The organism is Cyanobacterium sp. uoEpiScrs1 (assembly GCF_947331815.1).
Classification (GTDB): Bacteria; Cyanobacteriota; Cyanobacteriia; order Cyanobacteriales; family Microcystaceae; genus Rippkaea.
Map to the genome: position 1 here is coordinate 1,687,191 of NZ_OX373462.1, position 14,630 is coordinate 1,701,820.

Here is a 14,630-nt window from a genome sequence, read left to right on the forward strand (position 1 = left end):
CAAATGAATTTTAAATTAAATTTACATATATCGCAATTTATCTCATTACTTAAATTGTTGGTTATTCGTTACCGCAAGAATTTATTAGTAATTTTTCTTTATAGTATAATTGCTGTTGGATTAATGGGACCAATGGCTTCAGATTCTGTTATTTTCTCTACAGGAGAAACTCAGTCCCATTTAGCATATCTTATTCAGGGTAGAATGGCGTTAGAAAATGGACAATTTCCATTACGAATCGCTCCCTATGAAAATAATGGTTTGCGTTATGCTAGCTTTCAATTTTATAGTCAAATACCCTATACTTTAGGGGGATTAATTTATAAGTTTATCACCCCAAATAATCCTTATATAGCATATAAAATTATGCTCTGGGGGGCTTTATTTCTTGGAGGTATATTTATATACCGTCTAAGTCATTGGTTAACTGGGGATAGAATCGCCGCCGTTTTGGCGGGACTATCTTATATGTCGGCTCCCTATTTTCTCAACACAGTACATGCCCGTGGAGCCTTTCCTGAAGCGATTGCCCAAGGTATTTTACCTATCGTTTTATACTACACTATTTGCGCCTATAATAGTCCAAAAGTTTACTACATTTTACTTAGCAGCATAGCTTGGTTTGCTCTAGCAACAACCCACATTATTACTTTTGTTTATGGATCTTTATTCTTTGGTATTTTTGGACTATTACTTGTTTTAAAAACTCCTAAAAATATTACTTTAATAAATCAGTTAGTCCGAGTTACTATAAGTTATATTTCAGGATGGCTTCTAGGAATGTATTTTCTAATGCCTGTTGTCCTGGAATCTAAGTACGTTAGTATGAGATTTTATGTTGATCAAATTAGTCCTTATTTCACTAATTGGATGACTCCCTTGGTCAACTTATTTTCTCCTACTGCTCTTCCACCTATCCCTACAGGAGAAGGAATTACCTACGGGTTGACTCCTGCCGTTGGGTGGATTTTTTTAACTGCTTGGATAGTCGTTTTTTATTACTATTCTCCCTTAAAAACTTTGCCCTCTCGTTTAAGTGCCACTCGTCCTTATATATTTGCACTACTTTGTATTTTTCCTCTGGTTTTATTTATTGCCTGGAGCCCCATCAATTTTTGGCATTTCTTACCAAGATCATTGTGGGTAACACAATTTACTTTTCGTTTTTTAATTCATGTTATGTGGAGTGGATCCTTATTAATAGGGTTTGCTTCAGTTGTACTATGTAAATGGCGTTTAAATAGCCGTCATTTACTAATAGGTATTTTAGTAATTATCATAGCTAATCGTTCTTGGTTACCAACTCCTAAAGGCAATATCACTGTCAATGAAGTACTTGAAGATCCTAAATTTGGTTATTCAGGTGCTGTCGATTATCTAAATCGTAGTTCTGTAGATACCTTATATGGTAACGCCCAATTACCTTTATTGGCTAATACTTGGGTTCCTAGTCATGGAAGTTGGGATCATATCACTCGTAGGCTTTTACCAGTGGTTTTAGAAGATGAACCCAGTTGGCGTGTTTTACCTATGTGGAAAGAAACAGACAATCCTGTTCTCGTCTTAGAAGGAAAAATAGTTCAAGATACTGTACCCAATTCAAGCACTTTATTAGTGACAGTATTAGAGTTACATTCGGACGAAAATAAAGAAATTCTTGGAAAAATTTCTTTAAATCAATCCAGAATAAGTGCGCGAATTCCTTTTACTTCAAAGAAACTAAAAAATTTGAAATTTCATGAAGGGTTGTTCCGTCTCAAATTCATTGTTCAAGGAGATATTGAACAAGGTCAACGCCCTAGAATTGAACTAGACAATTTCGCTTTTGAAGGAATGTCTGTTGAAGATACTATCATTCCCCTTGATATGACTAAAGATAAATGTGTGTCACAAGGAACGAAAACTAGTTGCGAAGTATCTGTAGGAGCACAAGCAGGAGTAGTTCAACTCCCAGCAATATACTATCCTAGAATGCAACGTGTGACAATTAATGGCAGACTAGTCGAATATTTTCCTGTAAACTATTACGATTATAATCTAGTTGGTTTACGTCTAAAACCTGGCAATCATAATATTCAAGTTACCTTTACTGGATTGGACTGGGCTAACTCAATCAGTTTTATTGCTTGGCTTAGTGTTATTGTAATTGCAGTAACTTTAAATACAAACAATATCAAGAAAATGTCTAATAAAATTAGAGAAAATTAATCAAGTAATTTTGAGAGTTATATGGGTGAGTGTCTGTCAAATAATCGCTATCAGTATGTAGGGTCAGAACTGGAAATTGCCCGCGAAGCAAAAAACTGGAAAACTTACTTTTGTAATCTAATTGAGCAGTATCTAGGCAACGAGGTTTTAGAAGTGGGTGCTGGAATGGGAGGGACAACTAAAGTTCTTTGTAAGACTGACCATAAACACTGGATTTGTTTAGAGCCAGATCCTCAATTAGCATCCGTAATTCAAGGTTTAATTTCTCGAGGAGAATTGCCAAATTTTTGTTTAGTCAAAAATGGAACTTTAATTGATTTAAAAGATTCAGATCAATTTGACTCTCTAATTTATATAGACGTTTTAGAGCATATTGAAGATGACAAAAATGAAGTTTATTTAGCGACTAATTATCTAAAAACAGGAGGATATTTAATTATTCTTTGTCCGGCTCATCAATGGCTTTTTACTCCTTTTGATCTAGCCCTTGGACATTATCGTCGTTATGATAAACAAACCTTGTTATCAATAATGCCTGATAATTTAGACTGTCAAAAACTAAACTATTTAGATTCTGTCGGAGTTTTAGCTTCTTTAGGGAATCGTTTACTTTTGAAAAGTTCTAGTCCAACCCCCAAACAAATTAAATTTTGGGATACTTTGATGGTGCCATTATCAAAAAAGATAGATCCTTTGATTAGCTATTCTTTAGGTAAATCAATTCTAGGGATTTGGAAAAAGGTTAATAATTAGGGATAGTTTTTAATGAAAATTAGAAAAATTTATCACACAGTAACTACATTTTTACAACCGTATAAAACTAATTTGTTAATCATTTTTCTTTATGGTGTGATTGCTATTGGATTGATGGGACCGATGGCTTCATCAGAAATTATTTTTCCCCATCCTGACCCTCAGTCTCATATTGGCTATGTTCACCAAGCACGTCTGGCTTTAGAAGAAGGCCAATTTCCCTTGAGAGTTGCTCCTATTGAAAATCATGGCTTGCGTTATCCAGGGTTTCAATTCTACAGCCAGATTCCCTATCTTTTCGGTGCATTACTCTATAAATTTATTACTCCATCAAACCCATATGATGCCTATAAGTTAGTCATTTGGACATCATTTTTAGTAGGAGGTCTTTATATCTACCGCCTTAGCCTCTGGTTAATTGACTCTCGAATTGGAGCAATTTTGTCCGGGGTATCTTATATCTCAGCTCCTTATTTCCTTAATAATATCCATGCCAGAGGGGCTTTTACTGAAGCGATTGCCCAAGGTATTTTACCCGTTGTTCTTTATTACACTATTCAATGCTACGCAACGGGAAAAAGACGTTATCTCCTTATGAGTAGTTTGAGTTGGTTTTTATTAGCAACCACCCATATTATCACCTTTATCTATACTACTCTAGCGGTAGGAGTATTAAGTTTCATTGTTTTTTTCAAAACCCGTAAAACAGAGTTTAAATGGTCCCAACTATTTCCTCCTCTGTCCGCTTATGGACTAGGGTGGCTATTAGCCTTCTATTTTCTTATTCCCGTAGTTTTTATGTCAGGCAACCTAGCTGTTGGTCAGCAAGTAGGAGGTTCTAATCCCTTTCATAGTCGTTGGTACACCCCCTTATCTACTCTAATTTCCCCTACTTCTTTACCTCCTGCACCTTCGGAAACTGGGTTTGCACCTACCTATGGATTACACCCCGCCGTTGGATGGATTTTTCTAGCTGCTTGGGGAGTAGTGATTTACTATTGCTACTTCTTCCGTCGAGTCCCTTCTAAATTACAGTCAACCCAACCCTATCTTATCGGGTTACTATGGGTCTTTTTAATTGCCTTGTTTGCGACTTGGAGTCCAATCGATTTCTGGAAAGTTCTACCTCGTCAATTGTGGGTAACTCAATTCACCTTCCGTATTTTGACTCATGTTATGTGGTCAGGGGCATTATTAACAGGTTACGCAGCAGTGTTGATATTTCGCCAACGGTTAGATCGTCGCCATTTAGTTATCGGTATTTTAATTATCGTTATTGCAAGTCGTCCTTGGCTTCCTATTCCTCGCAGTACAGCTACAGTTACAGACTTGATTAAAGAACCTCTATTTCGGTATTCTGGCGCACTTGATTATTTATATCGCACCCCTATTACTACATTGTACGGAGGAGCAGAATTACCTTTACTTCCACAGGACTGGCTTCCTGGATATGCCACTTGGGATGTTTTTGTCAACCATCCGTTATTATTAGATGCTGAGTTTCGTTACCCTTTATGGCAAGACAATGAAAAACCAATTCTCCACCTTCAAGGAGAGGTTGATATAAATAATATTAAGGGAACAGCCTCGCTTGAGATTCAGTCTGATGGTAGACCATTTGATACGGTTCCTTTAACTTCCCGTACATTGAATTGGGCAATTCCCTTTGATAAAGCTCCCGTTTTTGGGAAAGATTTTGGACTTAAATTTGTACTTAAAGGATCAACTAATGATGATCAAATGTTGAAAATACGGGTTAATCGACTCTCTTTTGAAGGAATGTCTCCAGAACATATGGTCGTCCCTGTTTTTGTTACCAACAGTAACTGTTCCCAACAAGGCATAAGCACTTTTTGTGAAATTACTGTTAACCAAGATGCTCAGATCATTCAACTTCCTATTTTATATTATCCCCAAATGTTGAGAGTTTTGGTTGATGATCAGTCAGTACAATACTTCCCTGTAAATCATAGAGATTATAATTTAGTTGGATTAAATTTAAAGCCAGGAATTCATAAGATTCATGTAACCTTTCATGGTTTGGCTTGGACTAATTGGATTAGTTGTCTGGCTTGGTTATATTTTACTTTTATAAGTATCACTCTTTTTGTCCGAAATAAACTAAACATAGAGGCTTAGTTTTTCCACAAAAGATTTGAATAAAAAACTTAAAAAGTAGTTTAAATATACAGCAATTAATGGTGATCAATCTTTAATTAATTTAACTAATCGGTAATATTGTTCACCATTAATTGTCTTGAACGTCTTAATATCCTGCCAATGATATCCTTCTTTGTCTAAAACATTTTGATCACGATAAAAATGCAATAAATAAAGACAATTATTGTTTAAATTATGCTTAATTTTTGGTAAGTTTCCTTGATTATAAGGTTCAAAATCTATGATTTTCCATCGTTTCATATCTAGTCTATCAGCAGTAACGTCAATATTAAGTTTTTGATATTCTGCTGCTGGCATTTTTGTATAAAATGGAATCAATATATAAACATACTTACTCTCAATATTATCACTAATAAGTATACAATCAGTTTTACTATTATCTGCCTCAGAAATAACCTCCTGAAAAGTTGGTAACCAAGCATCAGACTTTAACTTAGGATAGTCAACAAAATAATGTTTAGTAAATATAGTGAAATTAGCGAAAATAATCAATAAACTTGTCCATCTTAATATAGGCTTGAACGTACCATTTAACTCATCTAACAAAAAGACCATTCCATAGCCAGATATTATTGCAAAGAGAGGTGCCCCGACACAAGTTCTAACAGCACTATACGGACTAACTAATGCTGCTGGAATAGGATATAAAAATAACCATAGAATAAGTATTGGTCTATAGTTAATTTGATTTCTAATTAATCCTACTACTCCTAAGATCAAAGTCACTATTTCAAATAAATATAACTCTCCCATGTTATTAATAGTGTGTCTAGGAATAGTATCTCCTTTAAAAAATAAATAGTTAGGACTAAAATAGGAAAAGTATTGACCAACAATTTGAGGAATATTGTTTAAAATCCCCACTTCGTTAGCTCTAGCCATTCCTTGAGGTGAAAGTTGATATATAAATTGAGGAATAAATAAAATAGCAAAAAGTATCAATGCAAGAATCGTTTGATTTGTATGTTTAATGAAGTATTGTCTATAAACGATTACTGAGCCGATCATAAAAAGAGGAACAAATACCCTGGCGGAGTAAAAAGTATAGATGCTGATTGCAAATAATAAACCTGATACAGAAATTAATTTAGGGGTTTTTAGACTTTTCAAAAAAATCAGTAACGTAATACAAAATAATAAAGGAAATAAGATAGCTCTAAAAGTAATCCTACTAAATTGAATATGCCAAGGAGAAATCGCTAAAAATAAAGCAGAAAATAAGGCAATACGTTGAGAAAAGATTTCTTTAGTTAAATAGTATAAAACGAAAACAGTCAAAGTTCCGATAACAGCCGAAGTTATTCTGGACCCAAATATATTAAGTCCAAAAATTTTAATAAAAGGGATTATAAGATATATATATAATCCTTCACGATAATCGTTAGCTGACCTAAAATATGCTGGGAGAAATTCTCCGTACTGATCTCTTAAGGTGTTAATTATAGAATAGGCATCATAGGCATTAGAGGCCTCATCAGGAAAAAATCCATTGGGAATACTTCCCAAAAATACTACTCTCAATAAGAATCCTAAAATAATAATTCCCAAGAGGTAAAAAATACTGAGATTTTTAATCTTAGTATATTTAAACATATTAAAAATTAAGCTCCAGAATACATACTACATACTTATATTTTAATAACCTAATTTATATTAAATCCCATCTAATAATTTACTTATCTTTATAAGCTATATGGATAAAGTTTTTATCTATATAAACAACTAGGCGAAATAATGTAATCAATAGCAGTTATCGAACGATTCTTTTCCCTTTACATTTCTCTTCTATATACTCTGGTGACATATCAAATTCTGCCTTAATTGAATAATTAGAGTAAGGGTGGAAATAAGAATTATAAAGAAAAGAATGGGGAACTTTTGCTACTAGACAGATCTGCTCCCCATCTTCAAAACTTTTTAGTAGATCTTGATTAATAATATCAGTTCTTTGAACCTGATCATAAAATGATGAAAATTCTGGCATTGTAAAAAAGTATCGAGTTTTAGTAACAAAAATTATCATAAAACCAGCAGCAATCAAAGCTAAATTTTTAGGATTAATCCATGGTATTTTTGGAGAATGACTTTCTGCCAAATGGCAAATCAGATAACAATTTAAGGAAACAAAAACAATTATCCAGTACATATAATACCGAAGTTCGTAAGACTGAGGCATAATTGATGTAAGTAGGGTCATAACAACCATCAATGCAGTAGCCACTTTTGACTCAATATTGTTACCTTTCCAAGAAAGATAGATGAATAATAATATGTTAAAAACTACATATCCACCAAAATATCCCCCCATTCCAAATCTTTCTTCATTCCAGGAAATAAAGTCCATTCCTAGAGTCCATTGCCAGGGTCTTCTTGAATCAAAAGCATCAATTTCTAGAACTGACTTTGCCCAACGAAAAGTAGGAGGAAGTTTTTTAATATTTTCATGCATAAAGTCTGGTGCCGCTTCATTGTGGTTAAGAACCACTCCAGCAATTTCCACTTTAACGGGATAAAATGGATTTTGATACAAAACTAAATTTTTAATCGGTGTAGCAAAAATTATTAGACCAGCAACAAAGCTAATTAATAATGGTTTTGTTAAACCGATTATCCTATGTTTTCTTTGGGTATTATTCTTCCAAAATTGAATTAGGACTTTAGCTAAAGTGAAACAGAGTATTATAAAAGTAACAGGAATAAGTTGAAACTTTATATTTGCTGCTAAAGTGGCAGACAAGAATATAACCAATAAGTTTTTAAAGTTAATATTAATTCTATTCACATAGAAAAGATAAGTTGTCAAGATAAGAATTGAAACGGCAACATTTCCAGGTAGATCAATATAACTTCTAGCTGCATGCATATGAATCATAGGAACTGCTAAAAGAGCAATTGTTCCTAAATAGAAAGGAATTTTTAAATAAAAAATTAGATAAACGATGAAACCTATCAAGCTGACATAACACAATAAGTTAGTAGCTTCTGGTCTTTGGAAAATAAACCAAAAGAAACCTTGTAGAAAGTTAGCTAATAAAGGAAATCCTAGAAAACGGTGTTCTGTGTTGTATTCAAAAGCATATTGCTCTACTGGAATAATGCCCCAAATTCTAGCTGCAAAGGGGATGTGGTACATAAAGGCATCGCCACCATAATTAGCATCGAAGAAACTAATTAAAAATATAGAAAATAAGATCAAACTTGAAACAATTGTCAGAAGGATCTTGACATTAAAATATTTTAAAAATGTTGTGGCTGCATTAATAATTTTATCTGATCGATTATATTGGTTAAATACTTTAGAATCCTTAATATTTTCTAGAAAACTTAAACCAATAAAACCTAACCCCAATCCCCCTAAGCAAATCCTCATTATTCTGAGAATCGAAGCATCAGCATAATTTAAGTAACCAGCAATTCCTAAGATTAAAGCTAAGGAAACTAAACTAATACCTCCGGCAAAACGTGGCTCATTCTTTAACTTCAATAGCCAGGAGATACTTTGAGGGATAGGAAATCCTAAATAAACTAGTACAGTTATGCTCAACAAAGCAATACCTAAGATAAGGCTCAATAATGGGACTAGCATAATTTTAAATTTTAAAGTAATTCCTGAAAAAACTTGACTATATTTTTTATATATAAAGGTTGGTTGATTGATGGTAAAAATTAGTTACTTTTCTAATTTTGGCTCCTTGCACCGACAGAGTGTGGTCTTTTGTCCCATTAAGAAATTCAAAATAAAAATTAACTTTTGAAGTTTCGGACAAATGTATTACCCAGTCACGATAACTAGAAGCTAGTAAATTGCTATAAGCATGATAACGAAAAATAGTCTTTTTCCCTACTCTAACACCACAGGTTAGGTCATTATCTTTACCCTGAGCCACAAAATCAATATCAATCAGATAACGTCCTTTATCTAGTATCAAAGGTGTTTTTAGATAAATTGAGCCGCCAGTTGTGGATTCAAAATCTGTTGCTTCTAAGAAAGCATATTGCTCAAAATTAAAGGGGGGATTATAAACTACTTCAGACAACCTATCTTTATGAATATAAAGGTTATTCCTAATTCCCACCCCTTTGGGATAGTCTTGTGGACTCTCAATGATTTGATAGGTGTTTAAATCAATAGAAATGTAACCAGCTTCTTTCAAAAAATTAAGACAGTTAGTATCCTCTGGTTGAGTTTCTAAAATAAGATGAGGTTTAGCTAATTTTATAGTTTTGTTCATTCCTTTTATTGCATCAAATTCAGCTCCCTCAATATCCATTTTTACTAGTTCAGGAACTAGCTTAGTGTGTTCCACAAAATCATCTAAGGCAATAGTTGAAACCTGATAAGTAGCAGACTCATCTTGTTTATCTGTATAGATACTATCGTTAAGATGACTACCTAAATAAATGGGAACAGTCCCATAGGATTTAGAATAAACTGCAGTGTGAAAAAGTTGTACATTACTACAGCCACTCAAAACTATGTTACGTTGACATTTATCAACAATTCGAGGACTAGCTTCAAAAGAACACACCACTCCCTTTGGTCCCACCATACGAGACATAATAGTGGTTAACCCCCCAAAATTAGCTCCTACATCAAACACTACATGTCCAGGACGACATAGGTCTCGTAATGCTAGTTGGACAGGCGGTTCCCAGAAGTTCTCTTTATACCAAGGAGCAACACCATAGAGTCTGACCTCTTCTAATTTTTGATTAACTCCCAATTGTTGATCAATTTCTGGAGCTAATGCTCTACTTAGACGAACTTTTAACCAGTCTTTAAATTGATTAATCATTAACTTTTTTCTACCTCAGTGAACCAAAGAAAAGCGTGTTGTTCATGACGATTGTCATTGAAGATTTTATAGTTTGGCTGTAATCCAAAACTTTTATCTGAATTCCAATATTTTAGATGTTCTTGCTCAACTTTATGAGCAATATTTCTAGTTTGTAACATACTCCCTAGAGGAGAAAGATGAGAAAGTTTAGGCATCCAATCTAACTCTCGATATGCATTAAGTAAAGTTTTTATTCCAGGTGAATATTTGAGAGCTTGAGATTCTGGAGCAATCTCTTTTAGATATAAACTTAAGTTGTAAGCATACTCTAAATCGGTACTGGTATGACGACAGTAAGATTTGCGATAACCTAAGCATAGATGAAGTAATTGCTCTATTTCCTGAGGTTTTCGATTAACAAAAGCATAGCGTACACCCGCTAAGGTTCGATGAATATACCAGGCTCGCAAATCTTCAATTTCTGCTTGAGGACTTTGAGTAGTTCGTTCATCAGGATAGTTCCAAAAAACTCCTAAAGTTCGATCAATGACTTTGCTTTTGATAAAGGGCAAAACTCTACTCTTAAACTCTGTATCTCCTGCTCCTCGAAATGTTCCATCATAGTATCCAAAACGATCATGAATTGAACGACGATATAATGCCCCTACCCAAGATAAATAACAAGTTTCTAGATAAACTAAATCTTGTTTATATTTACTTCGATGATAGGGCATTATATCCTCAATCCAACTGCCTTGTTTATCCACATTTGTAACTAGACTGTTACCAATTACCCAGTCAAGTTTAGGATCTTTATCTAGTTCTTCTGCTAGAACTTCTAAACACTCAGGAAGAATGGTTTCATCTACTCCTAAAAAAGACAAATAAGGAGCTCTAGAAAGAGATATGCCACGATTCCAAGCGGACTGGATAGTTTCTCGTTTGTGCGATCTTACATAAATAATTGGTAGATTAAGTTTAGGTACTAACTGTTGAAAAATCGCGTATTCATCCCCTGGAGAGCCACTATCCACTAGAATAACTTCCCCACATCCTGATTGTATCAAAGTCTGATGATGTAAGGTTTTCAGGAATAATGGTAGTTTTTCTGCCGCATTATAGAGAGAAACAATAACACTTACACGATAGTTAGACTTTTCTCGACGATCATCAATAATTTCATAATTACCGTCAGGATTATTGTGTTTATTGTCGTTAAAAGCCTCCTCGATTAGAGTTTTACACCGACTATCTCGTTCAGCTAAGTTGCCATACATTGCTTGTAAAACTTGTGCTTCACGAGTTAACCCTTTATTTTCTAATGTTTGTAGGACAAAGGGGAGATCGCCAAAGTTATCGCTATCTAATAAACGCATTCCCCGAACTTTATAAGTAGCAGCAACAAAGTCATTACCCCGCAATTCTTCAAGTCTAGCAATTTCTCTCCACAAACGCACTCTATCAATACGATAGCCATTCTCTAATCGAGAGCGCCAATTTTGAATATCTGCTTCAAAAGCTGATCCTAATTTCCAGCATTCTTTAACTTTATTAGCCAAATCTTTCTGGGTTAATTCTGATGTATTAAATAGGTGTTTGTAACGTCTGGTTAATTTAGAAGCTTTTAATACTTGAGCGTTACTTGTTTCCTCTAACGGTTTTCTTAGTTGTTCTTTTACCTCTCCAATAGTTTGTTTAAGTTGCTTATAGGCAGGTTTAATTTTAGACTTAACCTTAGATTTTGTCACTTTAATAATTGAAAGATTGGAGAAGCTAAAACTAGATTGACCTGACTCCCAATAATCAATAAGTTTAGAATACCATTGGTCTAATTCATCTCCAATTTGTACATCAGCTACAGAAGATTGATTATAAATTTCTTCTAGGGTAGGATCATTGATTTCTAAATTAGTATTGAAAATCGTGTCTACTAAGTTTTGGCGGTATTCTTCATAGTTTTCTAATACCTGAGTAATTGCGGGCAGACTTGAATAAATATCGTTAATGTCAATGATTATAAAAGGTATTTTGGGAAACTGTTCTTTTAAGAAGTGACAGACTCCGGCTCCATTACCTACTACTGTTGGGCAACCAGAAAATAAAGATTCTAAAGCGACTAAATTAAAAGTATCATATCTTGACGGTACAAAAGTAATAGATTTACTTGCAAATAATTCTAGCAATCCCCCCTTGCTAACTGGAGGACTAATACAGAGATCCTTAAGTCGGTTTTTCAACATCTTTTCAAGATAAAATTGAGAAGATATTGTATTGTTGTAGTTATAACTATGAGGTCCAATGATTTGAGCTTTAGTATAGCTAGATCGGGGTAACCACCATACTAAATCAATAAAAATATCGGGTCCTTTTCTCTTTTCTGTTCGTCCAATAAAATTTAAGTTTGGGGCAGTTTCTGATGTTAAACATTGGGTGGGCTTAGGAAGATCAAAAAAGTGGAGAGGATTATAATAATGTGATGGTAGTTCGGAAATTTCTCTCCATTCATCTAGATAACTTTTACTAATACCATAGCGAATATCTACAGCTTTGTACTGCATTACTTCTTGAATATTTAGGGGTATATTATCTCTTCCAAAATCAAACCAATCTAACCGTAAGGTCTTAGATATTTTTCCATGCATTGATAGAGCAATACTTTTGAAATTGACTTTATAACGATTTAGTGCTGGTCGTAAAAAAATCCCCCATTGTTCATAATCTGGGACGTCAACAATATCAAATTGTTGGCCAGCAATAGAAGCAGCAATATTGCTAGCCATAACACAAGATCTTTCAACCCATTTAGGAGGAGTTACTTCAAAAAAATTTTTAAAGTCAGTAACTAGAAATTTCTCCTGATACTCAAAAACGTTAGCATTATGCGGACGATCAGTATTTAAAGGTTCTTTTGCAATAAGATAATAAAATTCAATCTGAGGATTTTTTCTAATGATACTTTTGTAAAAGGTTTGTCCACCTCCTACTTTACTGAATAGGTCAAAATCTGCAATCAAAACTTTCATAATATTTCTGTTAATAACGCTCTTCTAGTTTAAACATATTTTTTTATTTGTAATAAATCTCCAAGGGGCTTATTCCATAGGGCTAAAACATTTAGGGCAAATTTTATAAGAAAAAAACAGCTAATTTTGCTTTGGAACTGATTTAGTGGATTAAAATCATTGCACTCGTAAAATCTTAGGCACAAGAGTCAAGTAAGTCAACTCATAACTGGTCAATAAGATTAATGTCTGACCTAATTTAGCTTTAAAATGCTTAATCATTCATATTGATCAAATTTACATCCCTAAAAAGTAACAAATTCAATAACTATCAGACTTTTTACTAGTCGACCTAGTCGACGCGTTAGTTTCAAAGTAGGTTCCTTCTGAAGGAGAAAGAGAGTGATACAAATAACTAATTAGATATAAACGAAATTTACATTCCTCGAATGCTCCCGAAAGTAATTGTTAAAGTTCAATCAATTCTTTATATAAAGAATATAAAGTGCGGTAATCGTAATCTTGAGCAAATTCTCTAGTATTACACCCAATTCCTTGTTTTTTTTGTTCATCATGTAGTAAATTAGCTATATGCGAAAGAAAATTATCCAAGCAGTCACATATAATAACTTCATGTTGTGATTTTACGGGATAACCTCTAAATGCAACAGTAGTCCCTAAAATAACTTTTCCATAGTCCGTCCCCTCTATGATTTTTAAGGAAGTTCCCGTTCCCGACATCATGGGTGAAATAATTAAATAGACTTTCTGATAGAGTAGTGATAATACTTGATTTTCAACTTTTCCCAAGGAAAAAAGTTATCTTGATGTTCCCGTTTCCAGCAACTTCCAACTACGACAAAATTACAATCAATATCGGGATATTCTTGAGCGAAAGATTGCGCTATTTGATTGATTTTTTTACTCCTTCTATATTAGGTGGATGCTGACTATCTACGAATAAACAAAATGGTTTGGTAAACAATTTTAGACATTTTTTATCTAACTCTTGAATTATCTTTTCCTGATTATCTACAAATTTATTCAAATCTAAATCAACAGGATTAGGAATTATCTGAGCATCTAATTTATACTTTTTAAGAAAATCCTTATCATCTTGGGAAACACAAACTAAATGTTCAGCCTGTTTAAGTCCTTCAATTTCTTCAACTAAAGCAATTCTCCCTGAAAGAGTTGAACTATCTAATTGTTGTGAAATAACGTCATGGGCTGCTATGATTAGTTTTGTCTTATATTGACGACAAATATTAGTAACTATTGAAGACTAAAAAGGATATTCTAAGATAACTACATCGGCCCATTCTACTATGGTTTCTACTTGGCTAATAAAATTACTATCGAAACGATACTAATAATAAGTATAGCAGGTCGAAAATCTTTTTTTCTCCCGTTGTAAATAACCAAACTTGATATGATTCTGATTTAAGATAATCTGTTAATAGTCCTACTCGTTTACTCGCTCCACTTTTACGTTCTAAAATATATCCCCAAGGATATAAAATAGCAATTTTTTTATAGTTATTTTGCAAGGATAGAGCTTGTCTTTTAAGTAATGAAGATAATACATCATCCATTAAATTATAATATTTTTCATTTAGACAATAGTTGTCTTCTTTTGTTTTACTAGAAGGTAAAATATAGACGGAAGAATCTTTTATCTTTTCTTTGGTTTTTTATAAATCATAAT

The 14,630-nt window shown here is 33.5% G+C and carries 9 protein-coding genes; 3 read left to right on the forward strand and 6 right to left on the reverse strand.

Annotated features, from left to right (window positions below):
- Window positions 1-3: 3 nt before the first annotated feature.
- Genes OXU93_RS05885 through OXU93_RS05895 form a run of 3 tightly spaced genes read left to right on the forward strand, consistent with a single transcriptional unit; the run spans window position 4 to window position 5,100 of the window.
- Window positions 4-2,208: a hypothetical protein gene (locus OXU93_RS05885; protein ID WP_267383223.1), complete on the forward strand. Its 2,205-nt coding sequence runs from the start codon at window positions 4-6 to the stop codon at window positions 2,206-2,208.
- Window positions 2,209-2,229: 21 nt separating this feature from the next.
- On the forward strand, window positions 2,230-2,961 hold the full coding sequence (locus OXU93_RS05890; protein ID WP_267383225.1) for a class I SAM-dependent methyltransferase: 732 nt from the start codon (window positions 2,230-2,232) through the stop codon (window positions 2,959-2,961).
- A gap of 12 nt (window positions 2,962-2,973) precedes the next feature.
- A complete protein-coding gene (locus tag OXU93_RS05895; RefSeq protein WP_267383226.1) occupies window positions 2,974-5,100 on the forward strand; it encodes a hypothetical protein in 2,127 nt (708 codons plus the stop codon).
- A gap of 66 nt (window positions 5,101-5,166) precedes the next feature.
- Here OXU93_RS05895 and OXU93_RS05900 read toward each other — a convergent pair whose 3' ends face one another.
- The 6 genes from OXU93_RS05900 to OXU93_RS05925 form a co-directional block, all read right to left on the reverse strand.
- Window positions 5,167-6,735, reverse strand: a complete 1,569-nt coding sequence (locus OXU93_RS05900) for an ArnT family glycosyltransferase (protein ID WP_267383228.1) — start codon at window positions 6,733-6,735, stop codon at window positions 5,167-5,169.
- Window positions 6,736-6,892: 157 nt separating this feature from the next.
- The gene (locus OXU93_RS05905; RefSeq protein ID WP_267383229.1) at window positions 6,893-8,728 is read right to left on the reverse strand and encodes a hypothetical protein; all 1,836 of its coding nucleotides are present in this window, start codon (window positions 8,726-8,728) and stop codon (window positions 6,893-6,895) included.
- 46 nt (window positions 8,729-8,774) lie between these two features.
- A complete protein-coding gene (locus OXU93_RS05910) occupies window positions 8,775-9,938 on the reverse strand; it encodes an FkbM family methyltransferase (protein ID WP_267383230.1) in 1,164 nt (387 codons plus the stop codon).
- The gene (locus tag OXU93_RS05915) at window positions 9,938-12,943 is read right to left on the reverse strand and encodes a glycosyltransferase (protein ID WP_267383232.1); all 3,006 of its coding nucleotides are present in this window, start codon (window positions 12,941-12,943) and stop codon (window positions 9,938-9,940) included. Before OXU93_RS05915 ends, OXU93_RS05910 begins: the two co-directional genes overlap by 1 nt.
- 447 nt (window positions 12,944-13,390) lie before the next feature.
- Entirely contained in the window at window positions 13,391-13,666 is a 276-nt protein-coding gene (locus OXU93_RS05920) for a hypothetical protein (RefSeq protein ID WP_267383233.1), read from the reverse strand.
- Between the two features lie 611 nt (window positions 13,667-14,277).
- Window positions 14,278-14,517, reverse strand: a complete 240-nt coding sequence (locus tag OXU93_RS05925) for a hypothetical protein (protein ID WP_267383234.1) — start codon at window positions 14,515-14,517, stop codon at window positions 14,278-14,280.
- Window positions 14,518-14,630 lie beyond the last annotated feature (113 nt).

What these genes read in the sequence shown, in the direction of transcription:
- OXU93_RS05885 (WP_267383223.1), top strand. Translation starts at nt 4, where the DNA reads ATGAATTTTAAATTAAATTTACATATATCGCAATTTATCTCATTACTT.
- OXU93_RS05890 (WP_267383225.1), top strand. Translation starts at nt 2,230, where the DNA reads ATGGGTGAGTGTCTGTCAAATAATCGCTATCAGTATGTAGGGTCAGAA.
- OXU93_RS05895 (WP_267383226.1), top strand. Translation starts at nt 2,974, where the DNA reads ATGAAAATTAGAAAAATTTATCACACAGTAACTACATTTTTACAACCG.
- OXU93_RS05900 (WP_267383228.1), bottom strand. Translation starts at nt 6,735, where the DNA reads ATGTTTAAATATACTAAGATTAAAAATCTCAGTATTTTTTACCTCTTG.
- OXU93_RS05905 (WP_267383229.1), bottom strand. Translation starts at nt 8,728, where the DNA reads ATGCTAGTCCCATTATTGAGCCTTATCTTAGGTATTGCTTTGTTGAGC.
- OXU93_RS05910 (WP_267383230.1), bottom strand. Translation starts at nt 9,938, where the DNA reads ATGATTAATCAATTTAAAGACTGGTTAAAAGTTCGTCTAAGTAGAGCA.
- OXU93_RS05915 (WP_267383232.1), bottom strand. Translation starts at nt 12,943, where the DNA reads ATGAAAGTTTTGATTGCAGATTTTGACCTATTCAGTAAAGTAGGAGGT.
- OXU93_RS05920 (WP_267383233.1), bottom strand. Translation starts at nt 13,666, where the DNA reads ATGATGTCGGGAACGGGAACTTCCTTAAAAATCATAGAGGGGACGGAC.
- OXU93_RS05925 (WP_267383234.1), bottom strand. Translation starts at nt 14,517, where the DNA reads ATGGATGATGTATTATCTTCATTACTTAAAAGACAAGCTCTATCCTTG.